Genomic DNA, 23955 nt, shown 5'->3' on the forward strand with positions numbered 1-23955 from the left:
GGACGTCGAACTGATCACCCCGATCGCCATGGACCAGGGCCTGCGCTTCGCCATCCGCGAAGGCGGCCGTACGGTCGGCGCCGGCGTCGTGGCCAAGATCGTCGAGTAATCGACCTCCGCCTACAGGCGAAGCACCTCAAGGGCCGCCGGGAAACCCCCGGCGGCCCTTTTGCGTCGAAGGCGCAGACAAAGTTACATCAGCCAAACCCGTTGTTTACCGCGCCGACCTAAACCGGGCCGTGTCGGGGTCGGCGTCTGCCCGCCCCGCGCGTGATCTGGGGAGGCGCCCGACATGGGACGGACGTGGGCGGTCGACACGCTGGAGCCGGCGCGCCTGGACTCCGAGTCCCGGGCAGCGTGGGCCGCTTTCCGCGACGCCGACCCCGCCCTGCGCAGTCCCTATTTCGACCTCCGCTACGCCCTGGCCGCCGGGGAGGCCGCTCCCGGCGCGGAAGTGGCGGTGATCTCCAGGGGCGGGCGCATCGCCGCCTTCCTGCCGTTCCAGCGCCGCGGCAAGCTGATCCAGCCGATCGCCGCGCCCATGACCGACTACCACGGCCCGATCGCCGCGCCGGGCGTGGAACTGCAGCTCGAGGAGGTCGTCGCGGCCCTGGGCGCCAGCCGCTTCCGCTACAGCGCCCTCGTCGGCCGGCCGCCGGCCTGCTCGCACGAGGTGGCCATGGTGGCCGACCTGACGGACGGGCTGGACGCCTACCTCGCGCGGCGGGCGCCGGGCTTCCTGAAGGACAAGCGCCGCCGCGCGCGCCGGCTGGAGGAGGATCACGGGCCGCTCGCTTTCAGGCTGACGGACGACGCGGACGCGGCCCTGGACTTCATCGTCGCCCTCAAGCGCGAGCAACTGCGGCGCACCGGCCAACACGACCTGTTTTCCAGCCCCTGGGTTCCACGGCTGATCGAAGCGCTGGAGCGGCGCGGGGAGCCGGACTTCGGCCTGAGGTTCGCGGTCCTGAGCGCGGGAGGGCGCACGGTGGCGGCCGAGCTCGGCCTGCGCTCGGGGGACGCCTATCACCTGTGGTTTCCGGTCTACGACCCCGGATTCGCACGCTATTCGCCTGGCGCGCTGATGACGCTGGAGACCATCCGAGCCGCCGCCGCGCAGGGGGTCCGGATGGTCGACTTCGGCCCGGGCCGCGAGGCGTACAAGGCCGATTTCGCCGAGCCCGGGCTGCCGGTCGTCGAGGGGGAGGCCGTGGCCGGGGCGCTTGAGCGTAGCGCCCGCCGGGCGGCCAGGCGCGTGCTGGGCCGCGCGCCGGCGCTCCGCGAAGCCGGCGTCAAGCTGAACCGCCGGTGGGATCGCATCACCGCCTGCGAACCTGGACTGGACCGGCGCCTAGGCGCCGCGACCCGCTCGATCGGCGCCATCGCCCGCCGCCGGCCCGCCGCCTCCCTGGGCGTGGGGCTGGGGCTCGGCCTGGGCGCCGGCCTCGCCGCCACCCTGCTTTCGGAATGAGACCCGCCGCCATGACCGCAGACGGATTGATCGCTGTCCCCTGGGACGACGCCCAGCGCCAGGGGTTCGGCCGCCGGCCGATGGTCTTCGGCCACCGGCTGGCCGCCACCGGCCTGTTCGACGACGGGCCCCTGGCCGGCTTGCTGGACGGCTATCCCGCCGAACTCTTCGACATCAACCTGTTCGACATGGGCCCCGACGGCCAGATGACCATGCGCACGGGGGTTCGCGGCCGCCGGCCGGGCCGCGAGGTGCTGGAGGGCGTCAAGGAAGGCCGCGTCTGGGTCCAGCTTCGCGGGGTCGAGACGCACCACGCGCCGCTCGGCCGGGCCATCCGCGCCGCGTTCGCCGAGATCGCCGCCGAGGTCCCGGGGTTCAGGCCGGTGCAACTGACCGGACAACTCATCCTCTCGGCCCCGGGCGCGAAGGTGCCGTTCCACGCCGATGCGCCAGGCGTGTGCCTGTTCCATATCCGCGGCCGCAAGCGGATCTGGATCTATCCGAATGACGAGAGGCACATGCCGCAGCGGAGCATGGAGGACATCATGCTCAAGCAGACCACCGAGGACCTGCCCTACGACCCGCGGATGGACGCCGCCGCTCAGGTGTTCGACCTGGAGCCCGGCATGGCGGCGACCTGGCCGCTGCACGCGCCGCATCGGATCGAGAACCTCGGGACCTTCAACGTTTCGCTGTCCGTGGACTACCAGACCTGGACCAGCCGGATGATCAACGGGGCGCACTACGCCAATGGAATCCTGCGCCGCCGAGGTTTGCCGGTGGCCGCCATGAGCCGCACGCCGGCCCCGGCCCGGGCCGCGCTCTGGGCGGCGCACCTGGCGATGAAGCGCATGGGCCTGGTGGAGGACCGCATCGGCGGGATCGAGCGGTCGTTCGAGCTGGGCGAGGCGCGGGGCTAGTTCGGTTCGGGCGGGACCGGGCGGGGCTGGCCGGTGGCGGGATCGGTCATGGTCTTGGGCGTGCGCTCGCTTCCCTCCGAACCCGCCGGCTCGGTGGACGGGCGCGGGGGCTCGTCGGGTTTGAGGTCTTCGTCGCGCGATCGGGCGGCGTCTTCTCGGCGTTGGGCGGGGGAGGGCATGGCGCGGTCTCCTGGGGCGGCGGCGTCGCCCCTTAACGCGCGGCAAAGGCTGTCGATCCGCCTTGTAAGCGGCGAGGACCGCTGCTAAACGACCCGGCTCCGGCGGTGAGCCGCGCGCGCCGGCGGGCGGACCTGCTCGCCGGCGCGCTGTCCATTGTCCGGCGTGTAGGAGTGTAGCTCAGCTGGTAGAGCATCGGTCTCCAAAACCGAGGGCCGGGGGTTCGAGTCCCTCCACTCCTGCCATTCCTATATGAGTGCGTGATCCCTTCGGGCGCGGCCCGAGCATGAGAGAGTCTTAAGAGCCGATATGGCCAGAAAACCGGGGTCGACCCCGCAAGCCATGAAATCGCGCGCGGCCAAGACGGCGGCGGTGATGTCGCCCGGCTCGGCGCTTGCTCAGGGCGAGCCGAAGAAGAAGCGCACGAGCCCCCAGCAGTTCATCAAGGAAGTGCGGGCCGAAGCGCGCAAGATCACCTGGACCAGCCGCAAGGAGACCTGGATCACCTCGGTGATGGTCGGGATCATGGTCGTGATCGCGGCGATCTTCTTCTCCGTGGTGGACTGGGGCCTCGGGGGCCTGATGTCTCTGTTCCTGCAACTCGTGAACGCGGGGTGACGCCGCCATGACCGCTGAAGCCGCAACCGCCGCCAATCCGAACCACAAGTGGTACATCGTCCACGCCTACTCGAACTTCGAGAAGAAGGTGGCCGAGTCGATCCGCGAGCAGGCCCACGCCCAGGGGCTGGACGAAGCCTTCTCCGAGATCCTGGTGCCGACCGAGAACGTGGTGGAGATCCGCCGCGGCCGTAAGGTCGACGCCGAGCGCAAGTACTTCCCGGGCTACGTCCTCGTGAAGATGGACATGTCCGACGAGGCCTATCACCTGGTGAAGAACACCCCGAAGGTGACCGGCTTCCTCGGCTCGGGCTCCAAGCCCATGCCGGTGTCCGAAAAGGAAGTGGCCCGGATCATCGGCGCCATCGAGGAGGGCGTGGAGCGGCCCAAGCCGACGATCAGCTTCGAGATCGGCGAGCAGGTGCGCGTGACCGATGGTCCGTTCGCCAGCTTCAACGGCTCGGTCGAGCAGGTCGACGAGGAGCGCGCCCGCCTGCGCGTGACCGTGTCGATCTTCGGCCGCGCCACCCCGGTCGAACTGGAATACGGCCAGGTCGAAAAGATCGCCTGATCCGCGCCGGTTGCGGACACCCGCCATAGCTGATAGAGGCGCGCCCTTCGCGGGCGCGTCTTCGTCTGCGACGTCAAATCCGTGGGAGGGGAGGGCCACCTAACCCCGCACCACGGCTCAACAGGCCGGGCGTCCGGCCAAAGAGGAGAAGATGGCCAAGAAGATTCTGGGCTACATCAAGCTGCAGGTGCCCGCGGGCTCCGCCACCCCGTCGCCGCCCATCGGGCCGGCGCTCGGCCAGCGCGGCGTCAATATCATGGGCTTCTGCAAGGAGTTCAACGCCCGCACCGAGAAGGAACAGAAGGGCACGCCCCTGCCGACGGTGATCACCGTCTATCAGGACAAGTCGTTCACCTTCGTCACCAAGACCCCGCCCGCCAGCTACTACATCAAGCAGGCGCTGGGCCTGAAGTCCGGCTCCAAGGCCACGGGCCGCGAGACCATCGGCAAGATCACCCGCGCGCAGCTGCGCGAGATCGCCGAGAAGAAGATGAAGGACCTGAACGCCAACGACCTCGAAGCCGCGTCCCGGATCATCGAAGGTTCGGCGCGTTCGATGGGCCTCGAGATCGTGGAGGCGTAAGGATGGCCAAGCAACCCAAGCGCATCCAGGCCTGGACCGGCGACCGCAAGGCCGCCCACGCCGTGGAAGAGGCCGTCAAGCTGGTCAAGGCCAACGCCAAGGCCAAGTTCGACGAGAGCGTCGAGATCGCCGTCAATCTGGGCGTCGACCCGCGTCACGCCGACCAGCAGGTCCGCGGCGTGGTGAACCTGCCGTCCGGCACCGGCCGCGACGTGCGCGTCGCCGTCATCGCCAAGGACGCCAAGGCCGCCGAGGCCACCGCCGCCGGGGCCGACATCGTCGGCGCCGAGGAGCTGGTGGAGCGGATCCAGGGCGGGTTCATGGAGTTCGACCGGGTGATCGCCACCCCCGACATGATGGCCCTGGTCGGCCGTCTCGGTAAGGTGCTGGGCCCGCGCGGCCTGATGCCGAACCCGCGGGTCGGCACGGTGACGCCGAACGTCGCCCAGGCCGTGAAGGACGCCAAGGGCGGGGCCATCGAGTTCCGCACCGAGAAGACCGGCATCATCCACGCCGGCATCGGCAAGGCGAGCTTCACCGACGAAGCGATCCTGGCCAACGTCCGCGCCGTGATCGACGCGCTGAACAAGGCCAAGCCGTCCGGGGCCAAGGGCACCTACATCAAGAAGATCAGCCTGTCCTCGACGATGGGCCCGGGCTTCAAGGTGGACACGACCTCGGTCGGCGCCTGACCCTGGCGAAAGCCTGAACGACCTTCGAGGGGGAGCGGCTCGCCGCTCCCCCTTTTCGATTCCGCAGCGTCCGCTTGACCGGGGCGGCGCCAGTCGCCACTGACTGGCCGACCAAGCCGCCGGAGGACACCCCATGAAACGCGCCGCCATCGTCAGCCCGATCCGCACCCCGGTCGGCAAGTTCCTGGGCAGCCTGTCCAGCGTGACGGCCGGCGAGCTCGGCGCGGTGATCCTGAAGGCGCTGGTGGAGCGCACCGGGATCGATCCGATGCGGATCGACGACGTGATCTTCGCCCAGGGCTACGGCTCGGGCGAGGCGCCCTGCATCGCCCGCTGGTCGGCCCTGGCTGCGGGTCTGCCGATCGAGGTGCCGGGCTATCAGCTTGACCGGCGCTGCGGGTCCGGCCTGCAGGCCGTGGTCGACGCGGCGATGATGGTGCAGACTGGTGCGGCGGACGTGGTGGTGGCGGGCGGCGTGGAGAGCATGTCCAACGTCGAGTACTACACCACCGACATGCGCGCCGGCGCGCGCGCCGGCTCGGTGACCCTGCACGACCGCCTGGCCCGGGGCCGGGTGATGAGCCAGCCGATCGAACGCTTCGGCGTGATCAGCGGCATGATCGAGACGGCCGACAATCTGGCCCGCGACTACCAGATCAGCCGCGAGGAATGCGACGAGTACGCGGCCATGAGCCACCAGCGCGCCGCGGCCGCCTGGGCGGCCGGCAAGTTCGACGACGAACTGGTCCCGGTGGCCGTGAAGCAGAAAAAGGGCGACCCGGTCATCTTCGACAAGGACGAAGGCGTGCGCGCCGACGCCACGGCCGAAAGCCTGTCCAAGCTGAAGCCGATCGAGAAGGACGGGGTGGTGACCGCCGGCAACGCCAGCCAGCAGAACGACGCCGCCGCGGCCTGCCTGGTGGTGTCCGAGGACAAGCTGGCCGAGCTGGGCCTGGAGCCGATGGGCTGGTTCGTCGGCTGGGCCGCGGCCGGCTGCGATCCCTCGCGCATGGGCATCGGGCCGGTGCCGGCGGTGAAGCGGCTGTTCGAACGCACCGGCCTGGGCTGGGACGACATCGACCTCGTGGAGCTGAACGAAGCCTTCGCTCCCCAGGTGCTCGCGGTGCTGCGCGGCTGGGGCTGGGACGAGCGGGACCGGCTGAACGTCAACGGCTCCGGGATTTCGCTGGGCCATCCGATCGGCGCCACCGGCGGACGGATCCTGGCCAACCTGCTGCGGGAGCTGAAGCGCCGCGGCGGCAAGTACGGCCTTGAGACCATGTGCATCGGCGGCGGCCAGGGGATCGCCGCGGTGTTCGAGGCGGCCTGATTCGGGACGGCCGGGGGCGTCAGGCCCTCAGCCGCTCGATCGCGGCGCGGACCAGCTCCAGCCGGTCGTTGCCGAAGTACATGTCCTCGCCGCCGACGAAGATCGTCGGCGAGCCGAAGCCGCCTCGGGCGATCAGCTCCTCGGTGTTGGCCTTGAGCGCGTCCTTGACCGGCTGTTCGGCGATGGCGGCCAGCAGGCCCGGCGCATCGACGCCGACGCGGTCGCAGAGGTCGGCCACCACCTCGTCCCGGGAGATGTCGCGGTCCTCGCCCCAATAGGCTTCGAATGCGGCGGTGGCGAAGGGGACGAGCTTGCCCTGCGGCTCCAGCACCAGGCAGGCGCGCATGACCTTGACGCTGTTCACCGGGAAGACGCTGGGCGGCATCCTGATCTGCAGCCCGGCGAGGCGCGCCCAGTCCTGCAGGTCCTTGCCGTGGTAGCGCGCCTTGGCCGGCACCGGCGTCTTCCGGCTCTCGTAGACGCTCGGGTTGATGGTGTTGAACACCCCGCCCACCATGAAGGGACGCCAGCGGATGGGCGCGCCAAGCCCGGCGGCCATGGGCTGGACGTTGTGGAACGCCAGATAGGTCCAGGGGCTGGAGCAGTCGAAGAAGAATTCGATCATGGCGCGAGCCTAGCGCCCGTCCGATCATGTTCGAAACAGGATTCGGCTGCGGCCGGGCGCGAAGGGAATGACCATGCTGGACGGTCCCGAGGACGAGGGCGGCGGCTACGACGTGGACGACTGGAGGCGGCTGCCTTCCTTCGCCGGAGCGGTGGCCACGTTGGACGACGTGCAGGGGCGGCGGGCGATCTTCGCCCTGGCCGACACGCTGAACGCCCGCCCGATCGAGATGGAGCTGCCCCAGCCGGTGATCTGGTGGAGCGAGGACGGCGAGCAGGCCGCCGTGGCGGTGCAGGCCGAGGCGCATGAGACCGACGACGGCGAGAGCCTGGAGGTGCTGGGCCTGATCCTGCCGGACGGGGCGGGGGCGGTGGCGCTGCTGGAGGACGTGGACCTGGTCGAGGACAGCGATCCGGTGTGGCGCCGCCTGGTCGAGGAGGCGGTCGGCGAGGAGACTGGCGAGGACGAGGGGGCCTGACGCCGGCGCCGGTTGAGTTTCGCGCGCGCCTCGTGTAAAGGCCGCGCCTTCTATTGTTTCGCCTCTCCGCCTGGGGAGGCGGGGTAGGGAAGCGTTCGCGCTTTCCCATCCTGTCCGAGAACTGCGGGGTCCTGGGGTCGCCAGGGCCTTAATCCGGGGAAGGCCTTCCTCGACCGCCGGGAGACGGGAAGATGAGGTTTCGCCGTCCGGCCGCCAGCGGCCCGGGCGTGGAGACTGCGGCTTCTCAAGGACAGGCTGATCGTTCGCGCCGGCTCGCCGGGGCGGAAGGTCGTTTGCGGCCGTCGGATGGTCCGGCGGTCGAATTGAGTAGGAGACCGCAATGGACCGCGCTCAAAAGCAGGAATCGATCGAAACGCTGAAGGGCGTCTTCGCCGAGGCCGGCGCCGTGGTCGTGACCCACAACCTGGGTCTGACCGTTGCGGAAATGACGGACCTTCGTGGCAAGCTGCGCGAGCAGGGCGCCACGCTGAAGGTGGTCAAGAACACTCTGGCCCAGAAGGCCCTGGACGGTTCGGTCGGCGAGGCGGGCGACGCCCTGTTCACCGGCCCCGTCGCCATCGCCTATGCGGCGGACCCCGTCTCGGCCGCCAAGGTCGTGGTGGACTACGCCAAGGGCAACGAGAAGTTCGCGATCATCGGCGGCCTGATGGGCCAGCAGGTTCTGGACAAGTCGGGCGTCTCGGCGCTCGCCACCCTGCCTTCGCTGGACCAACTGCGCGGCAAGATCATCGGCCTGATCCAGGCTCCGGCGACCAAGGTCGCGGGCGTGCTGCAGGCCCCGGCCGGCCAACTGGCGCGGGTGTTCAACGCCTACGCCACCAAGGACGCGGCCTGATCCGTCATCTTCCCCGACACCACATCAAACTCTCAAGGACACATCATCATGTCGAAGCTCGAAAAGCTGGTCGAAGACCTCTCCGCCCTGACCGTGCTGGAAGCCGCTGAGCTCTCCAAGCTGCTCGAAGAAAAGTGGGGCGTCTCGGCCGCCGCTCCGGTGGCCGTGGCCGCCGTCCCCGGCGCCGCCGGCGGCGCTGCTCCGGCCGAAGCCGCCGAAGAGCAAACCGAATTCACCGTCGTGCTGACCGCCGGCGGCGACAAGAAGATCAACGTGATCAAGGAAGTCCGCGCGGTCCGTCCGGACCTCGGCCTGAAGGAAGCCAAGGATCTCGTCGAAGGCGCCCCGCAGAACGTCAAGGAAAACGTCTCCAAGCAGGAAGCCGAAGAGATCAAGAAGAAGCTCGAGGAAGCCGGTGCCACCGTCCAGGTCAAGTGATCTGGGCTGCGTCAGCAGCTTTGAAGTTCGAAGGCCGGGGAGAGATCCCCGGCCTTTTTTCTTGTCCGCGCCGCCGCCCGGCGGGGCGTCTGAAATTTTCTGTGCAAAAGGGCTTGGCTTCCGATTGCAAAGAGCCTATCTCGCGTGCTTCGCGAAATTTCGTCGAGACGCGATTCGTCGCGCGTGCAAGCTCCGAGGCATGGCCCGTCGCCCTCCGGCCATGCGAGGGAGCGCCCCTGACGTCACAGGGGCTTTCCGCGTCCTCCTCCCGCAAGGGAGGCCGAGGGTGGACGCAGGATGCAAAACGACCGGCGTCGGGAGAAGCTCCCGCGCGCCCTTAAGGGAAAAAAATGGCGCAGTCCTTCACTGGTAAGAAGCGGATCCGGAAGTCGTTCGGCCGCATCCCTGAAGCCGTCCAGATGCCGAACCTGATCGAGGTTCAGCGCTCCTCCTACGAACAGTTCCTGCAGCGCGAAGTGCGGCCGGGCGAACGTCGCGACGAGGGCGTCGAGGCGGTGTTCAAGTCCGTCTTCCCGATCAAGGACTTCAACGAGCGCGCCGTGCTCGAGTACGTCTCCTATGAATTCGAGGAGCCGAAGTACGACGTCGAGGAATGCGTCCAGCGGGACATGACCTACGCCGCGCCGCTGAAGGTGAAGCTGCGGCTGATCGTGTTCGAGACCGACGAGGAGACCGGCGCCCGCTCGGTGAAGGACATCAAGGAGCAGGACGTCTACATGGGCGACATCCCGCTCATGACGGAGAAGGGCACCTTCATCGTCAACGGGACCCAGCGCGTCATCGTCTCCCAGATGCACCGCTCGCCGGGCGTCTTCTTCGACCACGACAAGGGCAAGACCCACGCCTCGGGCAAGCTGCTGTTCGCCGCCCGCGTGATCCCCTACCGCGGCTCGTGGCTCGACTTCGAGTTCGACGCCAAGGACATCGTGTTCGTCCGCATCGACCGCCGCCGCAAGCTGCCCGCCACCACCTTCCTGATGGCCCTGGGCATGGACGGCGAGGAGATCCTGTCGACCTTCTACGACACCGTCCCGTACGAGAAGCGTGAAGGCGGCTGGGCCACCCCCTACAAGCCGGAGCGCTGGCGCGGGGTGAAGCCCGAGTTCCCGCTGGTGGACGCCGAGACCGGCGAGGAGATCGCGCCCGCCGGCCAGAAGATCTCGGCCCGCAACGCCAAGCGCTTCGCCGACAACGGCCTGAAGACCCTGCTGCTGGCGCCGGAGGCCCTGACCGGCCGCTACCTCGCCAGCGACCTGGTCAATATGGAGACCGGCGAAATCTACGCGGAGGCCGGCGACGAGCTGGACGCCGCCCTGCTGGCCGCCCTGGAAGAGCAGGGCTTCTCCACCCTCGACGTGCTCGACATCGACGAGGTGACGGTCGGCGCCTACATGCGCAACACCCTGCGCGTCGACAAGAACACCTCCCGCGAGGACGCGCTGTTCGACATCTACCGGGTCATGCGCCCGGGCGAGCCGCCGACGGTGGAAGCCGCCGAGGCCATGTTCAAGTCGCTGTTCTTCGACGCCGAGCGCTACGACCTCTCCTCGGTCGGCCGCGTGAAGATGAACATGCGCCTGGAGCTGGACTGCCCCGACGACGTGCGCGTCATCCGCAAGGAAGACGTGCTGGCGGTGCTGAAGACCCTGGTCGGCCTGCGCGACGGCCGCGGCGAGATCGACGACATCGACAACCTGGGCAACCGCCGGGTGCGTTCGGTGGGCGAGCTCTTGGAGAACCAGTACCGCGTCGGCCTGCTGCGCATGGAGCGGGCGATCAAGGAGCGCATGTCGAGCGTCGATATCGACACCGTCATGCCGCACGACCTGATCAACGCCAAGCCGGCGGCCGCGGCCGTGCGGGAGTTCTTCGGCTCCTCGCAGCTGTCGCAGTTCATGGACCAGACCAACCCGCTGTCGGAAATCACCCACAAGCGGCGCCTGTCGGCCCTGGGCCCGGGCGGCCTGACCCGCGAACGCGCCGGCTTCGAGGTGCGCGACGTGCACCCGACCCACTACGGCCGGATCTGCCCGATCGAGACCCCGGAAGGCCCGAACATCGGCCTCATCAACTCGCTGGCCACCCACGCGGTGGTCAACAAGTACGGCTTTATCGAAAGCCCGTACCGGCGGGTGAAGGACGGCAAGATCACCGACGAGGTGGTCTACATGTCGGCGATGGAAGAGGCCAAGCACGTCATCGCCCAGGCCAACATCAAGCTCGACGGCGGCGAGATCGCCGAGGACCTGGTGCCCGGCCGGGTGAACGGCGAGCCGTCGCTGCTGCCGAAGGCCGACGTGGACCTGATGGACGTGTCGCCCAAGCAGGTCGTCTCGGTCGCCGCCTCGCTGATCCCGTTCCTTGAGAACGACGACGCCAACCGCGCCCTGATGGGCTCGAACATGCAGAAGCAGGCCGTGCCGCTCATCGAGTCGGACGCCCCGCTGGTCGGCACCGGCATGGAGGCCGTGGTCGCCCGCGACTCCGGCGCCGTGGTGGTGGCCCGCCGCTCCGGCGTGGTCGAGCAGATCGACGGCACCCGCATCGTCGTGCGCGCGACCGAGGAAACCGACCCGACCAAGCCCGGCGTCGACATCTACCGCCTGCAGAAGTTCCAGCGCTCCAACACCTCGACCTGCATCAACCAGCGTCCGCTGGTGCGGGTGGGCGATCGGATCGCCGCCGGCGACGTGATCGCCGACGGCCCGTCCACGGAGCTCGGCGAACTGGCCCTGGGCCGCAACACCCTCGTCGCGTTCATGCCGTGGAACGGCTACAACTTCGAGGACTCGATCCTGATCTCCGAGCGCATCGTGCGCGACGACGTCTTCACCTCGATCCACATCGAGGAGTTCGAGGTGATGGCCCGCGACACCAAGCTGGGCCCGGAAGAGATCACCCGCGACATCCCCAACGTCGGCGAGGAGGCCCTGCGCAACCTCGACGAGGCGGGCATCGTGGCGATCGGCGCCGAGGTGATGCCGGGCGACATCCTGGTCGGCAAGGTCACGCCCAAGGGCGAGAGCCCGATGACGCCGGAAGAGAAGCTGCTGCGCGCCATCTTCGGCGAGAAGGCCTCGGACGTGCGCGACACCTCTCTGCGCCTGCCGCCGGGCGTGGCCGGAACGATCGTGGAAGTGCGCGTGTTCAACCGCCACGGGGTGGACAAGGACGAGCGCGCCCTGGCCATCGAGCGCGCCGAGATCGACCGCCTGGGCAAGGACCGCGACGACGAGTTCGCGATCCTGAACCGCAACATGACCGCGCGCCTGCGCCAGCTTCTCGTCGGCAAGACCGCCGTCTCCGGGCCCAAGGGCCTGGGCCGCGGCGAGATCACCCTGGAGAAGCTGGAGGAGATCCAGCCCGGCCTGTGGTGGCAGATCGCCCTGGACGACGAAAAGGCCATGGGCGAACTGGAAGCCCTGCGCCGGCAGTTCGACGAAGCGCGCAAGCGCCTGGACCGCCGGTTCGAGGATAAGGTCGACAAGCTGCAGCGCGGCGACGAGCTGCCCCCCGGCGTGATGAAGATGGTCAAGGTGTTCGTCGCGGTGAAGCGCAAGCTTCAGCCGGGCGACAAGATGGCCGGCCGTCACGGCAACAAGGGGGTCATCTCCAAGATCCTGCCGATCGAGGACATGCCCTACCTGGAGGACGGCACCTCGGTGGACATCGTGCTGAACCCGCTGGGCGTGCCCTCGCGGATGAACGTCGGCCAGATCTTCGAGACCCACCTCGGCTGGGCCGCCGCCGGTCTTGGCCGGCAGGTCTCCGAGATGCTCGAGGCGTGGCAGAACGGCGGGCAGCGCCAGGCGCTGATCGACCACCTGCGCGACGTCTATGGCAAGGAAGAGGAGCTGCCGGAGTCCGACGAGGAGCTGGTGGAGCTGGCGCGGAACCTGTCGAAGGGCATTCCCTTCGCCACGCCGGTGTTCGACGGCGCCCACATCGAGGACATCGAGAACCTGCTCGAGAAGGCGGGCCTGGACCGTTCGGGTCAGTCCTACCTCTACGACGGCCAGACCGGCGAGCGGTTCAAGCGTCCGGTGACGGTGGGCTACATCTACATGCTCAAGCTGCACCACCTGGTGGACGACAAGATCCACGCCCGCTCGATCGGCCCCTACAGCCTGGTCACCCAGCAGCCGCTGGGCGGCAAGGCCCAGTTCGGCGGCCAGCGCTTCGGGGAAATGGAGGTGTGGGCGCTCGAAGCCTACGGCGCCGCCTACACCCTGCAGGAGATGCTGACGGTGAAGTCGGACGACGTGGCGGGCCGGACCAAGGTCTACGAGTCCATCGTCCGCGGCGACGACACCTTCGAGGCCGGCATTCCGGAAAGCTTCAACGTGCTGGTCAAGGAGATGCGTTCGCTTGGCCTGAACGTGGAGCTGGAGAACAGCTGATCGCGGCCCTGCCGCCCGCGCCACGCGAGGGGAGGGGCCCGTCAGCTCCTCCCGCTTCGCCACTGAAATAACTGACGAACTGGATTACCAGATGAACCAGGAAGTCCTGAATATCTTCAATCCGGTCCAGGCCGCTCCGACCTTCGACCGCATCCGTATCGCCCTGGCCTCGCCGGAAAAGATCCGCTCGTGGTCGTTCGGCGAGATCAAGAAGCCCGAGACCATCAACTACCGCACGTTCAAGCCCGAGCGTGACGGCCTGTTCTGCGCCCGCATCTTCGGTCCGACCAAGGACTACGAGTGCCTGTGCGGCAAGTACAAGCGCATGAAGTACAAGGGCATCATCTGCGAGAAGTGCGGCGTCGAGGTCACCCTCGCGCGCGTTCGCCGCGAGCGGATGGGCCACATCGAGCTGGCGAGCCCCGTGGCTCACATCTGGTTCCTCAAGAGCCTGCCCTCCCGCATCGCCCTGATGCTGGACATGGCCCTGAAGGACATCGAGCGGGTCCTCTACTTCGAGAACTACATCGTCACCGAGCCGGGCCTGACCCCGCTGAAGCAGCACCAGCTGCTCTCGGAAGACGACTTCATGCGCTACCAGGAGGAGTTCGGCGACGACAGCTTCACCGCCGAAATCGGCGCCGAGGCGGTGCAGGGCCTGCTGCGGGCGATCGACCTGCACAAGGAAGCCGACAAGCTGCGCGAGGAGCTGGTCACGACCACCTCCGAGATGAAGCTTAAGAAGACCTCCAAGCGCCTGAAGCTGATCGAGAGCTTCATCGAGAGCGGCAACAAGGCCGAGTGGATGATCCTGACGGTCATCCCGGTGATCCCGCCTGAGCTGCGCCCGCTGGTGCCGCTGGACGGCGGCCGCTTCGCGACCTCGGACCTGAACGACCTCTATCGGCGGGTCATCAACCGGAACAACCGCCTGAAGCGCCTGATCGAGCTGCGCGCGCCGGACATCATAATCCGCAACGAAAAGCGGATGCTGCAGGAAGCGGTCGACGCCCTGTTCGACAACGGCCGCCGCGGCCGGGTGATCACCGGGGCCAACAAGCGCCCGCTGAAGTCGCTGGCCGACATGCTGAAGGGCAAGCAGGGCCGGTTCCGCCAGAACCTGCTCGGCAAGCGCGTCGACTACTCCGGCCGTTCGGTCATCGTGGTCGGCCCGGAGCTGAAGCTGCACGAGTGCGGCCTGCCCAAGAAGATGGCCCTGGAGCTGTTCAAGCCGTTCATCTACGCGCGGCTGGACGCCAAGGGCCTGTCTGGCACCGTCAAGCAGTCCAAGCGCATGGTCGAGCGCGAACAGCCGCAGGTGTGGGACATCCTCGACGAGGTGATCCGCGAGCACCCGGTGCTGCTGAACCGCGCCCCGACGCTGCACCGCCTCGGCATCCAGGCCTTCGAGCCGAAGCTGATCGAGGGCAAGGCCATCCAGCTGCACCCGCTGGTCTGCGCCGCCTTCAACGCCGACTTCGACGGCGACCAGATGGCCGTCCACGTGCCGCTCTCGCTGGAAGCCCAGCTTGAAGCGCGCGTGCTGATGATGTCGACGAACAACATCCTGTCGCCCGCCAACGGGCGGCCGATCATCGTGCCGTCGCAGGACATCGTTCTCGGCCTCTATTACCTGTCGCTGGCGAAGGACAAGGAGCCCGGCGAGGGCAAGCTGTTCGGCGACCTGGCCGAGATCGAGCGCGCGCTCGATGCGGGGGCCGTGACCCTGCACACCAAGATCAAGGCGCGCTACACGGAGATGAACGCCGAGGGCGAACTGGTCACCAAGGTGATCGACACCACCCCCGGCCGGATGAAGATCGCCGCCCTGTTCCCCCGCCACCCGGCAGTGGGCCATCGCCTTCTTGAGAAGAACCTCACCAAGAAGGAGATCGGCAACCTCATCGACACCGTCTATCGGCACTGCGGTCAGAAGGCGACGGTCATCTTCGCCGACCAGATGATGGGCCTGGGCTTCCGCGAGGCGGCCAAGGCGGGGATCTCGTTCGGCAAGGACGACATCATCATCCCGGCCCGCAAGAAGCCGATCGTCGAAGAGACCCGCAAGCTGGTCGAGGAATACGAGCAGCAGTACGCGGACGGCCTGATCACCAAGGGCGAGAAGTACAACAAGGTCGTCGACGCCTGGGCCAAGGCCACCGACCGCGTGGCCGACGAGATGATGGCCGAAATTTCCTCGGCCCCCATCAACCCCGAGACCGGCCGCCAGGACGAGATCAACTCGATCTTCATGATGGCCAACTCCGGCGCCCGTGGCTCGCAGGCCCAGATGAAGCAGCTCGGCGGCATGCGCGGCCTGATGGCCAAGCCGTCTGGCGAGATCATCGAGACGCCGATCATCTCGAACTTCAAGGAAGGCCTGACCGTCCAGGAGTACTTCAACTCCACCCACGGCGCCCGTAAGGGCCTGGCGGACACGGCGCTGAAGACGGCCAACTCCGGCTACCTGACCCGGCGTCTGGTGGACGTGGCCCAGGACTGCATCATCACCGAGGAAGACTGCGGCACCACGCGCGGCATCACGCTGCGCGCCGTGGTCGAAGGCGGCGACGTGCTGGTCTCCCTGGGCGCGCGGGTGCTGGGCCGCTTCGCCGCCGAGGACATCAAGGACCCGTCCTCGGGCGAGGTGATCGTCCCGGCCGACACCTACCTTGACGAGAACATGGTCGACACGATCGAGGCCGCCGGCGTCCCGTCGGTGAAGGTCCGCTCGGTGCTGACCTGCGAGTCGAAGGTCGGCGTCTGCGGCGCCTGCTACGGCCGCGACCTGGCGCGCGGCACGCCGGTGAACATCGGCGAGGCCGTGGGCGTCATCGCCGCCCAGTCGATCGGCGAGCCGGGCACCCAGCTGACGATGCGGACCTTCCACATCGGCGGCACCGCCCAGGTGGCCGAGCAGTCGTTCTTCGAAAGCGCCAACAACGGCGTGGTGAAGATCGCCGGCGGCAATACGGTGACGGCTCCGGACGGCGATCTGGTCTGCATGAGCCGCAACCTGCAGATCACGGTCCAAGTCGATGGCAAGGACCGCGAGGCCTACAAGCCGCCTTACGGGGCGCGCCTGAAGGTGAAGGACGGCGACACGGTCAAGCGCGGCCAGCGCCTCGCCGAATGGGACCCCTACACCACGCCGATCATCACCGAAGTGGGCGGTCGCGTGCGCTTCGAGGACCTGGTCGAGAACGTCTCGGTCCGCGAAGAAGCCGACGAGGCCACCGGCATCTCCAACCGCGTGGTCATCGACTGGCGCGCCTCGACCAAGGGCTCGGACCTGCGTCCGGCCATGTCGGTGCTCGACGAGACCGGCGCCTACAAGCGCCTGTCCAACGGCGGTGAAGCCCGCTACCTGCTGCCCGTGGGCGCGATCCTTTCCGTCGGCGACGGCGACGAGGTGAAGCCGGGCGAGGTGATGGCGCGGATGCCGACCGAAGGCGCCAAGACCCGGGACATCACCGGCGGTCTTCCGCGGGTGGCCGAGCTCTTCGAAGCCCGCCGCCCGAAGGACTGCGCGGTGATCGCCGAGATGGACGGCCGCGTCGAGTTCGGCCGGGACTACAAGAACAAGCGCCGCATCAAGATCACGCCGGAAGACGGCGGCGAGGCGGTCGAGTTCCTGATCCCGAAGGGCAAGCACATCGCCGTCCACGACGGGGACATCATCCGCAAGGGCGAATACCTCATCGACGGCAACCCGGATCCGCACGACATCCTGCGCATCCAGGGAATCGAGGCGCTGGCCGACTTCCTGGTCAACGAGATCCAGGAGGTCTACCGACTGCAGGGCGTGCCGATCAACGACAAGCACATCGAGACGATCGTCCGCCAGATGCTGCAGAAGGTGGAAATCCTCGAGACCGGCGACACGGGCCTCCTGAAGGGCGATCATCTCGACAAGGCCGAGGTGGATGAGGAAAACGCCAAGACGGAAGCCCGCGGCGGTCGTCCGGCCCTGGTCCAGCCCGTGCTGCTCGGCATCACCAAGGCGTCCCTGCAGACCCGCAGCTTCATCTCCGCGGCCTCGTTCCAGGAGACGACGCGGGTGCTGACCGAGGCTTCGGTGCAGGGCAAGACCGACACGCTGGAAGGCCTGAAGGAGAACGTGATCGTGGGCCGCCTGATCCCGGCGGGCACGGGCTCGTACCTGCGGACCCTGCAGCGCATCGCCGCCAAGCGCGACGAGGCCCTGACGGCGAGCCGGGAAGAGGCCATGGAGCCCCTGCCGGACGTCATCGCCCGGGACGCCGAGGGGGTGGAGGCCTAGGGCCTTCGTCCTCGCGGACCCAAGCATCAGCGGCCCGGGAGCGATCCCGGGCCGTTTTGCTTGCCGGACTCGTGGCGGACGTGGGATGATCGCTCTCGACGGCTGCAGGCTGGGGAGGGCGAGCCATGAGGTTATGGGCATCGATTGCGGCGGCCGGGGCGGCTATGGCTCTGACGGCGGGACCGGCGGCCCATGCTCAGCTTCTGCCGGACGGCGGCGTGACCGCGGCCGAGGTCACACAGGCCCTGCAATCGCGCGGCTACAAGGCCGAGGTGTCGGCGACCTCCGACGGCGAGCCGGTGATCCTGAGCGGGGCCGACGGGTCGAACTTCCGCGTCTTCTTCTACACCTGCCGCGAGACGCCCCGCTGCGCGTCGATCCAGTTCGCGGCCGCCTTCGATCTGGATAAGGGCATGACCCTGGAGCAGATCAACGGCTGGAACCGCGGCAAGCGGTTCGGCCGGGCCTATCTGGACGACGAGATGGATCCGTTCCTGGAAATGGACGTGGACTTCGAACACGGCGCCACGGCCGAGGCCGTGGTCAACGCCCTGGACACCTGGGTCGCGGTGCTGCCGGTGTTCAAGGAATACGTCGGCTTCTAGGGCGCCTGTCGCGGCGGGCCCTGGCGCCGGCGGATCGGGCGCCTAGATAGGGTGGGCCGCCAGGGAGGACCATCTTGCCGCTGCTGCTTTGCCCCAACTGCAACACCTCGATGCAGAACGTCCAGCGTTCGGCCGTGGAGCTCGACATCTGCCCGGACTGCCGGGGCGTCTGGCTCGACCGCGGCGAACTGGAGAAGCTGCTCGCCTCGGGCCGGGAGCAGGCGCAGGAGGAGCGTCAGGCCCGCGAGCGGTTCGACCGGGAGGTGGACAGCTTCCGCCGCGATCCCGACGACTGGAAGCGCCGCCACGCCTATGACGATCGCGAGAAGCGCTATCGCTACGACGATGACGACTATCATCGCCGCAAGAAGAAGCGCGGCTTCGACATCTTCGACATCTTCGACTGAGCGCAGACGGCGAGGCGAGGGAATTTCCCCGGCGCTTTTTGATATGAGTCAAAGATGACGCCGGCGTCATCTTTAGGGTGGTCCTCAATCGGCGAGCCAGCCGAGCAAGGGAAGGATCACCGCCATGCTGCACGTCACCGTCGTCGAAGGGCCGCCCACCGACATCCAGTATTTCAGCGATGAGGACCTCGCCCATCGCCTGACCGACCACGACGTCGAGACGATCCGGGAGATCTTCAAGACGCCGCTGACCGGCTCGTACAACTGGGACTACGAGAACGCCAACGCCAAGATCCGGCGGCTCTACGAACTGGGCAAGCGCTTCAACTGGAACGTCGAGCTGGACGTGAACTGGAACCAGCCGTTCCCCGCCGAAGAGGCGCCCAGCGCCGAGGGGCCCGAAGGTTTCGCCAGCCATCCCAAGTGGGCGGCGCTGACCCCCGAGCAGCGGGTGGAGTTCTCCAAGCGCTCCAACGCCCAGACCCTGTCGCAATTCCTGCACGGGGAGCAGGGCGCCCTGCTGGTCGCCTCGCAGCTGGTGAGCTGCGCGCCAACCCATGACGCCAAGCTCTACGCCGCTTCCCAGACCTTCGACGAGGCGCGCCACGTGGAGGTGTTCCACCGCTACCTGATGGAGCGGTGCCGGATGATCTATCCGATCAACCCGAACCTGAAGTTCCTCCTGGACAAGGTGCTGACCGACCCGCGCTGGGACCTGAAGTTCATCGGGATGCAGATCCTGATCGAGGGCCTGGCCCTGGCCGCTTTCCAGACCATCCACCAGAGCACCCGCGATCCGCTGCTGCGGGACATCGTCGGCCTGGTCATGCGCGACGAGGGCCGCCACGTCGCCTTCGGGGTCAACTATCTGGAGGACTGGATCAAGGCGCTGCCCCAGGACCAGATCGAGGAACGGGCCCAGTTCGCCTACGAGGCCTGCGTGGTGATGCGCAACCGGCTGGTCTCCACGACCGTCGCCGAGGAGTTCGGCTTCACCCGCGAGGAGGCGCTGGAGATCAACGACGCCAGCCAGGGCGGCAAGGCGTTCCGCACCTTCCTGTTCGAGCGGATGATCCCCAACCTGAAGCGGATCGGCCTCTTGACCGACAAGATCCGCCCGAAGTTCGAGGAGCTGGGCGTGCTCCAGTTCGAGGACCTGAAGCACGATGGCGCCATCGACTGGGCGACGCTCGAGGCGCCGCTCGTCGCCGGCGACCATGTGATCGCCGCCTGATCGAGCCTTCGTCTCCTCCGACGAGCTCCCCCCTGGGCCCCGCCGCAGCCGCGACGGGGCTCTTCTTTCTGTGGCGTCAGGGGACGTCGGCGGGGTCGGGGCGCGACTGGCCAAGGCCGGTGAGCCCGCCTGGCGCGTCGGAGGTCGAGAGGCCCGGCGGCATGGGCGCGGCCCTCCACTCCCGATCGGCCCGCTTGCGCGCCGCCGCCCGATCGAACTCGGCCCGCTTCGCCTTGCCGATGGGGGCTGCATAGAAGGGGGCGTCCGCAGCGCCCGCGCCGAGCCGGCCCAGGCAAGCCTCGCGCGCGGCCTTGTCCAATCCGGCCGCGGCCGGGTTGGCGCAGCCGACCAGACCGCCTTGCAGGGTCCGCCGCACGCCCTCGTCCACGCCTGGGGGCGCGCGCGGACCGGCGGGCGCGGCGGGCAGGACCAGCGGAGCGATCGGGGCCTCGTCCGCCGGCCGGCGCGCCAGGCGCGGCCGCGGCGCGCGCGGGGAGGGGGCGGGGCGCTCGGTCCTGGGCGCGGACCGGGCAGGGGCCGGCAGGAGATAGGCGGGGACGATCTCGACCTGCAAGACAGGCGGCGGGGGCTCAGGCTTGAAGGCGACGCCATGGGAGCCTGCCGCCAGGGCCAGGAGCATCGCATGCACGGCGGCGGAGCCGGCCAGCACCGCCGTGCGAATCCGTCCTGGTCTGCGCATGGCGCCTCGCCGCTAATCCCGGGGCGAAGCTGCGCCTTGTAGGGCGGCGGATTTGCGGCGCGGGGCCGCCGATCGCCGACGGGGCGGGGAGAATTCGCCGACGTTGACGCAAACGCCCTTCGCGAGTATGAACCGCGCTCCTTTCGAGGCCGGGGATTCTTCTCCAGTCCCGATGAACCGGAAGTCCCTCATCGGACGTCCTGCCCGCCGGAACGCAGATTTGCGCGCGCCGGCGAGTTTTCGCGTTCAGAGGGCGGTTTCGAAACCCGACGACAACATGGACCCCTTCGAGGCGCCTCGGCCACACGGCACACGCCTCCCGAGCAAGAGAATAGATGCCGACAGTCAATCAGCTCATCCGCAAACCGCGCCAGGACAAGCCTTCGCGGAACAAGGTCCCGGCCCTGAAGGGCTGCCCGCAGCGCCGCGGCGTCTGCACCCGCGTGTACACGACCACGCCGAAGAAGCCGAACTCGGCTCTGCGGAAGGTCGCCAAGGTGCGCCTGACCACGGGCATCGAAGCGGTGTGCTACATCCCCGGCGAAGGCCATAACCTGCAGGAGCACTCCGTGGTGCTGATCCGCGGGGGCCGGGTGAAGGACCTTCCGGGCGTCCGCTACCACATCCTGCGCGGCGTGCTCGACACTCAAGGGGTCAAGGACCGCAAGCAGCGTCGCTCGCTCTACGGCGCCAAGCGTCCGAAGTAAGGAAGATCAGACATGTCCCGCCGCCGCCGCGCCGAGAAACGTGAAGTCCTGCCGGATCCCAAGTTCGGCGACCTCGTCGTCACCAAGTTCATGAACTACGTGATGTACGAAGGTAAGAAGGCCGTCGCCGAGAACATCCTCTACGGCGCCTTCGACATCCTGGAAGCCAAGCGCAAGGACCAGGGGCCGCTGGAGACCTTCCACGCCGCCCTGGACAATGTGTCGCCCTCGATCGAGGTTCGCTCCCGCCGGGTCGGCGGCGCGACCTATCAGGTTCCCGTCGAAGTCCGTCCGGACCGTCGCCGCGCCCTGGCCATCCGCTGGCTGGTCAACGCTGCGCGCAACCGCGGCGAAAACACCATGACCGAGAAGCTGGCGGGCGAACTGCTCGACGCCTCCTCGAACCGTGGCGCCGCCGTGAAGAAGCGTGAAGACACCCACAAGATGGCGGAAGCCAACCGGGCGTTCTCGCACTACCGCTGGTAAGACGGTTCATCCATCGCTTTCCGGCGCGGGCGGTTTGAGCTAAACCGCCCGCGCCGTTCGTTCAGCCCCCAGAACGCCCCCCTTTCTGCAGAGCTTGCCGCTATGCCTCGCACGCACAAAATCGAAGATTACCGCAACTTCGGGATCATGGCCCACATCGACGCGGGCAAGACCACGACGACGGAGCGGATCCTCTACTACACCGGCAAGAGCCATAAGATCGGCGAAGTCCATGACGGCGCGGCCACCATGGACTGGATGGAGCAGGAGCAGGAGCGCGGCATCACCATCACGTCGGCCGCGACGACCGCGTTCTGGAACGGCAAGCGCCTGAACATCATCGACACTCCCGGCCACGTGGACTTCACCATCGAGGTGGAGCGCTCGCTGCGCGTGCTCGACGGCGCGGTGACCGTGCTCGACGGCAACGCCGGCGTGGAGCCGCAGACCGAGACCGTCTGGCGGCAGGCGGACAAGTACAAGGTTCCGCGGATCGTGTTCGTCAACAAGATGGACAAGATCGGCGCCGACTTCGACAAGTCCGTGGAATCGATCCGCGACCGCCTGGGCGCCAAGGCCGTTCCGATCCAGCTGCCGATCGGCGCCGAGTCGGCCCTGCGCGGCATCGTGGACCTGGTGCGCATGAAGGCGGTCGTCTGGGACGACGACGGCCTGGGCGCCAAGTTCCATGACGAGGAAATCCCGGCCGACCTGAAGGACAAGGCCGAGGAAGCCCGCCATTACCTCATCGAGAACGCCGTCGAACTCGATGACGAGGCCATGGAAGCCTACCTCGGCGGGGAGGAGCCCTCCGAAGAGACGATCAAGAAGTGCCTGCGCAAGGCGGTTCTGACCGGCGCCTTCTATCCGATCCTCTGCGGCTCGGCCTTCAAGAACAAGGGCGTGCAGCCGCTGCTCGACGCGGTGGTCGACTACCTGCCGTCTCCGGTGGACATCCCGCCGACCAAGGGCATCGACTTCAAGACCGAGGCCGAGGTTGAGCGCAAGGCGTCGGACGACGAGCCCCTGTCGGTGCTGGCGTTCAAGATCATGGACGACCCCTTCGTGGGCTCGCTCACCTTCTGCCGGATTTACTCGGGCAAGCTGGAGAGCGGCATGAGCCTGCTGAACTCGACGCGCGACAAGCGCGAGCGGGTCGGCCGCATGCTGCTGATGCACTCCAACAACCGCGAGGACATCAAGGAAGCCTACGCCGGCGACATCGTCGCCCTGGCCGGCCTGAAGGAAACCCGCACGGGCGACACCCTGTGCGATCCGACCAAGGCCCCGGTGATCCTCGAGCGCATGGAGTTCCCGGCGCCGGTGATCGAGATCGCGGTCGAGCCCAAGTCGAAGGCCGACCAGGAGAAGCTTGGCGTGGCCCTGCAGAAGCTGGCCGCCGAAGACCCGTCCTTCACCGTCTCCACCGACCACGAGTCGGGCCAGACGATCCTGAAGGGCATGGGCGAACTGCACCTGGACATCAAGATCGACATCCTGAAGCGCACCTACAAGGTCGAGGCCAACATCGGCGCGCCGCAGGTGGCCTACCGCGAGAGCCTCGGCAAGCGCGCAGAGATCGACTACACGCACAAGAAGCAGACCGGCGGCACGGGCCAGTTCGCCCGCGTCAAGCTGGTGTTCGAGCCGGGCGAGCCGGGCTCGGGCTTCGTGTTCGAAAGCGCGATCGTCGGCGGCGCGGTGCCGAAGGAATATGTGCCCGGCGTGCAGAAGGGCCTGGAGTCGGCCAAGGACAACGGCCTGCTGGCCGGGTTCCCCCTGATCGACTTCAAGGCGACGCTGATCGACGGCGCCTACCACGACGTCGACTCCTCGGTGCTGGCCTTCGAAATCGCCGCCCGCGCGGCGTTCAAAGAGCTTCGCGAGAAGGGCGCCCCCAAGCTGCTCGAGCCGATCATGGCCGTCGAGGTCGTGACCCCGGAAGAGTACCTGGGCTCGGTGATCGGCGACCTGAACGGCCGCCGCGGCCAGATCCAGGGCCAGGACGTGCGCGGCAACGCCACCGTCATCAACGCCTTCGTCCCGCTGGCGAACATGTTCGGCTATGTGAACACGCTTCGCGGCATGTCGCAGGGCCGGGCCCAGTTCACCATGCAGTACGACCACTACGATCCGGTGCCGCAGCACGTCGCCGACGAAGTGATCAAGAAGTACGCCTAACCCTTTCCATCCCTAGTTAAGAGGACAAGCCCAAACAGGGCTGGAGCTTGAAATGGCCAAAGAGAAGTTCGAACGCACGAAGCCTCACTGCAACATTGGCACGATTGGTCACGTTGACCACGGCAAGACGACTCTGACGGCGGCGATCACGATGACGCTGGCGAAGACGGGCG

General features: G+C 67.8%; 23 protein-coding genes and 1 tRNA gene. 21 read left to right on the forward strand and 3 right to left on the reverse strand.

Annotated features, from left to right (window positions below):
- The 3 genes from ACK4YQ_RS19170 to ACK4YQ_RS19180 form a co-directional block, all read left to right on the forward strand.
- The coding region (locus ACK4YQ_RS19170; RefSeq protein WP_409613408.1) for a hypothetical protein at window positions 1-109 on the forward strand (109 nt) is incomplete at its 5' end.
- Between the two features lie 183 nt (window positions 110-292).
- Window positions 293-1471: a GNAT family N-acetyltransferase gene (locus ACK4YQ_RS19175; RefSeq protein WP_409613814.1), complete on the forward strand. Its 1179-nt coding sequence runs from the start codon at window positions 293-295 to the stop codon at window positions 1469-1471.
- Window positions 1472-1482: 11 nt separating this feature from the next.
- Entirely contained in the window at window positions 1483-2391 is a 909-nt protein-coding gene (locus ACK4YQ_RS19180; protein WP_409613817.1) for a transcriptional regulator, read from the forward strand.
- On the opposite strand, the gene ACK4YQ_RS19185 is transcribed toward ACK4YQ_RS19180, so the two are convergent.
- Window positions 2388-2570 carry a hypothetical protein gene (locus ACK4YQ_RS19185; protein WP_409613820.1) on the reverse strand — a complete coding sequence of 61 codons (183 nt, stop codon included), beginning with the start codon at window positions 2568-2570 and terminating at the stop codon, window positions 2388-2390. The two genes, ACK4YQ_RS19180 and ACK4YQ_RS19185, sit on opposite strands and share 4 nt — an antisense overlap.
- Before the next feature lie 167 nt (window positions 2571-2737).
- Here ACK4YQ_RS19185 and ACK4YQ_RS19190 point away from each other — a divergent pair.
- The 6 genes from ACK4YQ_RS19190 to ACK4YQ_RS19215 all read left to right on the forward strand — a co-directional run bounded on the left by ACK4YQ_RS19190 (window position 2738) and on the right by ACK4YQ_RS19215 (window position 6362).
- Window positions 2738-2813, forward strand: a tRNA-Trp gene (locus ACK4YQ_RS19190).
- Between the two features lie 64 nt (window positions 2814-2877).
- Complete coding sequence (gene secE / locus ACK4YQ_RS19195; RefSeq protein ID WP_409613823.1) at window positions 2878-3186, forward strand: preprotein translocase subunit SecE; 309 nt, start codon at window positions 2878-2880, stop codon at window positions 3184-3186.
- A 7-nt stretch (window positions 3187-3193) separates the two neighbouring features.
- Entirely contained in the window at window positions 3194-3757 is a 564-nt protein-coding gene (gene nusG / locus ACK4YQ_RS19200) for a transcription termination/antitermination protein NusG (RefSeq protein ID WP_409613826.1), read from the forward strand.
- Between the two features lie 151 nt (window positions 3758-3908).
- Complete coding sequence (gene rplK, locus ACK4YQ_RS19205; protein WP_409613829.1) at window positions 3909-4340, forward strand: 50S ribosomal protein L11; 432 nt, start codon at window positions 3909-3911, stop codon at window positions 4338-4340.
- A 2-nt stretch (window positions 4341-4342) separates the two neighbouring features.
- A complete protein-coding gene (rplA, locus tag ACK4YQ_RS19210; RefSeq protein WP_409613832.1) occupies window positions 4343-5032 on the forward strand; it encodes a 50S ribosomal protein L1 in 690 nt (229 codons plus the stop codon).
- A gap of 133 nt (window positions 5033-5165) precedes the next feature.
- A complete protein-coding gene (locus ACK4YQ_RS19215; RefSeq protein ID WP_409613834.1) occupies window positions 5166-6362 on the forward strand; it encodes an acetyl-CoA C-acetyltransferase in 1197 nt (398 codons plus the stop codon).
- A 19-nt stretch (window positions 6363-6381) separates the two neighbouring features.
- Here the strand turns inward: ACK4YQ_RS19215 and ACK4YQ_RS19220 are convergent, their stop codons facing one another.
- On the reverse strand, window positions 6382-6987 hold the full coding sequence (locus ACK4YQ_RS19220) for a 2-hydroxychromene-2-carboxylate isomerase (protein WP_409613837.1): 606 nt from the start codon (window positions 6985-6987) through the stop codon (window positions 6382-6384).
- A 73-nt stretch (window positions 6988-7060) separates the two neighbouring features.
- On the opposite strand from ACK4YQ_RS19220, the gene ACK4YQ_RS19225 reads away from it, so the two are divergent.
- The 8 genes from ACK4YQ_RS19225 (at window position 7061) to ACK4YQ_RS19260 (ending at window position 19708) form a co-directional block, all read left to right on the forward strand.
- On the forward strand, window positions 7061-7465 hold the full coding sequence (locus ACK4YQ_RS19225; RefSeq protein ID WP_409613839.1) for a hypothetical protein: 405 nt from the start codon (window positions 7061-7063) through the stop codon (window positions 7463-7465).
- A gap of 340 nt (window positions 7466-7805) precedes the next feature.
- A complete protein-coding gene (gene rplJ / locus ACK4YQ_RS19230) occupies window positions 7806-8321 on the forward strand; it encodes a 50S ribosomal protein L10 (RefSeq protein WP_409613842.1) in 516 nt (171 codons plus the stop codon).
- A gap of 48 nt (window positions 8322-8369) precedes the next feature.
- The gene (rplL, locus tag ACK4YQ_RS19235) at window positions 8370-8759 is read left to right on the forward strand and encodes a 50S ribosomal protein L7/L12 (protein WP_409613845.1); all 390 of its coding nucleotides are present in this window, start codon (window positions 8370-8372) and stop codon (window positions 8757-8759) included.
- A 350-nt stretch (window positions 8760-9109) separates the two neighbouring features.
- Entirely contained in the window at window positions 9110-13180 is a 4071-nt protein-coding gene (gene rpoB, locus ACK4YQ_RS19240) for a DNA-directed RNA polymerase subunit beta (protein ID WP_409613848.1), read from the forward strand.
- A 91-nt stretch (window positions 13181-13271) separates the two neighbouring features.
- Complete coding sequence (gene rpoC, locus ACK4YQ_RS19245) at window positions 13272-17462, forward strand: DNA-directed RNA polymerase subunit beta' (RefSeq protein WP_409613851.1); 4191 nt, start codon at window positions 13272-13274, stop codon at window positions 17460-17462.
- Window positions 17463-17626: 164 nt separating this feature from the next.
- Window positions 17627-18067: a YbjN domain-containing protein gene (locus ACK4YQ_RS19250; RefSeq protein WP_409613853.1), complete on the forward strand. Its 441-nt coding sequence runs from the start codon at window positions 17627-17629 to the stop codon at window positions 18065-18067.
- Window positions 18068-18141: 74 nt separating this feature from the next.
- Complete coding sequence (locus tag ACK4YQ_RS19255) at window positions 18142-18474, forward strand: zf-TFIIB domain-containing protein (RefSeq protein WP_409613856.1); 333 nt, start codon at window positions 18142-18144, stop codon at window positions 18472-18474.
- A gap of 124 nt (window positions 18475-18598) precedes the next feature.
- Window positions 18599-19708 carry a ferritin-like domain-containing protein gene (locus ACK4YQ_RS19260; RefSeq protein ID WP_409613858.1) on the forward strand — a complete coding sequence of 370 codons (1110 nt, stop codon included), beginning with the start codon at window positions 18599-18601 and terminating at the stop codon, window positions 19706-19708.
- A 76-nt stretch (window positions 19709-19784) separates the two neighbouring features.
- On the opposite strand, the gene ACK4YQ_RS19265 is transcribed toward ACK4YQ_RS19260, so the two are convergent.
- Window positions 19785-20408: a hypothetical protein gene (locus tag ACK4YQ_RS19265; RefSeq protein WP_409613861.1), complete on the reverse strand. Its 624-nt coding sequence runs from the start codon at window positions 20406-20408 to the stop codon at window positions 19785-19787.
- Window positions 20409-20743: 335 nt separating this feature from the next.
- Here ACK4YQ_RS19265 and rpsL point away from each other — a divergent pair, with 335 nt between their 5' ends.
- From rpsL to ACK4YQ_RS19285, 4 genes are all read left to right on the forward strand, one after another.
- Window positions 20744-21115, forward strand: coding sequence for a 30S ribosomal protein S12 (gene rpsL, locus ACK4YQ_RS19270; protein ID WP_056018026.1), 372 nt, complete (start codon window positions 20744-20746; stop codon window positions 21113-21115).
- 12 nt (window positions 21116-21127) lie between these two features.
- Window positions 21128-21601, forward strand: a complete 474-nt coding sequence (gene rpsG / locus ACK4YQ_RS19275) for a 30S ribosomal protein S7 (RefSeq protein ID WP_374576286.1) — start codon at window positions 21128-21130, stop codon at window positions 21599-21601.
- A 102-nt stretch (window positions 21602-21703) separates the two neighbouring features.
- Window positions 21704-23782, forward strand: coding sequence for an elongation factor G (gene fusA, locus ACK4YQ_RS19280; protein WP_409613866.1), 2079 nt, complete (start codon window positions 21704-21706; stop codon window positions 23780-23782).
- 52 nt (window positions 23783-23834) lie between these two features.
- On the forward strand, window positions 23835-23955 hold a 121-nt coding region (locus ACK4YQ_RS19285), incomplete at its 3' end, for a GTP-binding protein (RefSeq protein WP_409613811.1).

The sequence above is a fragment of the Phenylobacterium sp. genome (assembly GCF_046291545.1).
Taxonomy (GTDB): Bacteria; Pseudomonadota; Alphaproteobacteria; order Caulobacterales; family Caulobacteraceae; genus Phenylobacterium.

Coding starts and splice junctions, on each gene's coding strand:
- ACK4YQ_RS19175 (WP_409613814.1), top strand. CDS start 293: ATGGGACGGACGTGGGCGGTCGACACGCTGGAGCCGGCGCGCCTGGAC.
- ACK4YQ_RS19180 (WP_409613817.1), top strand. CDS start 1,483: ATGACCGCAGACGGATTGATCGCTGTCCCCTGGGACGACGCCCAGCGC.
- ACK4YQ_RS19185 (WP_409613820.1), bottom strand. CDS start 2,570: ATGCCCTCCCCCGCCCAACGCCGAGAAGACGCCGCCCGATCGCGCGAC.
- secE (WP_409613823.1), top strand. CDS start 2,878: ATGGCCAGAAAACCGGGGTCGACCCCGCAAGCCATGAAATCGCGCGCG.
- nusG (WP_409613826.1), top strand. CDS start 3,194: ATGACCGCTGAAGCCGCAACCGCCGCCAATCCGAACCACAAGTGGTAC.
- rplK (WP_409613829.1), top strand. CDS start 3,909: ATGGCCAAGAAGATTCTGGGCTACATCAAGCTGCAGGTGCCCGCGGGC.
- rplA (WP_409613832.1), top strand. CDS start 4,343: ATGGCCAAGCAACCCAAGCGCATCCAGGCCTGGACCGGCGACCGCAAG.
- ACK4YQ_RS19215 (WP_409613834.1), top strand. CDS start 5,166: ATGAAACGCGCCGCCATCGTCAGCCCGATCCGCACCCCGGTCGGCAAG.
- ACK4YQ_RS19220 (WP_409613837.1), bottom strand. CDS start 6,987: ATGATCGAATTCTTCTTCGACTGCTCCAGCCCCTGGACCTATCTGGCG.
- ACK4YQ_RS19225 (WP_409613839.1), top strand. CDS start 7,061: ATGCTGGACGGTCCCGAGGACGAGGGCGGCGGCTACGACGTGGACGAC.
- rplJ (WP_409613842.1), top strand. CDS start 7,806: ATGGACCGCGCTCAAAAGCAGGAATCGATCGAAACGCTGAAGGGCGTC.
- rplL (WP_409613845.1), top strand. CDS start 8,370: ATGTCGAAGCTCGAAAAGCTGGTCGAAGACCTCTCCGCCCTGACCGTG.
- rpoB (WP_409613848.1), top strand. CDS start 9,110: ATGGCGCAGTCCTTCACTGGTAAGAAGCGGATCCGGAAGTCGTTCGGC.
- rpoC (WP_409613851.1), top strand. CDS start 13,272: ATGAACCAGGAAGTCCTGAATATCTTCAATCCGGTCCAGGCCGCTCCG.
- ACK4YQ_RS19250 (WP_409613853.1), top strand. CDS start 17,627: ATGGCTCTGACGGCGGGACCGGCGGCCCATGCTCAGCTTCTGCCGGAC.
- ACK4YQ_RS19260 (WP_409613858.1), top strand. CDS start 18,599: ATGCTGCACGTCACCGTCGTCGAAGGGCCGCCCACCGACATCCAGTAT.
- ACK4YQ_RS19265 (WP_409613861.1), bottom strand. CDS start 20,408: ATGCGCAGACCAGGACGGATTCGCACGGCGGTGCTGGCCGGCTCCGCC.
- rpsL (WP_056018026.1), top strand. CDS start 20,744: ATGCCGACAGTCAATCAGCTCATCCGCAAACCGCGCCAGGACAAGCCT.
- rpsG (WP_374576286.1), top strand. CDS start 21,128: ATGTCCCGCCGCCGCCGCGCCGAGAAACGTGAAGTCCTGCCGGATCCC.
- fusA (WP_409613866.1), top strand. CDS start 21,704: ATGCCTCGCACGCACAAAATCGAAGATTACCGCAACTTCGGGATCATG.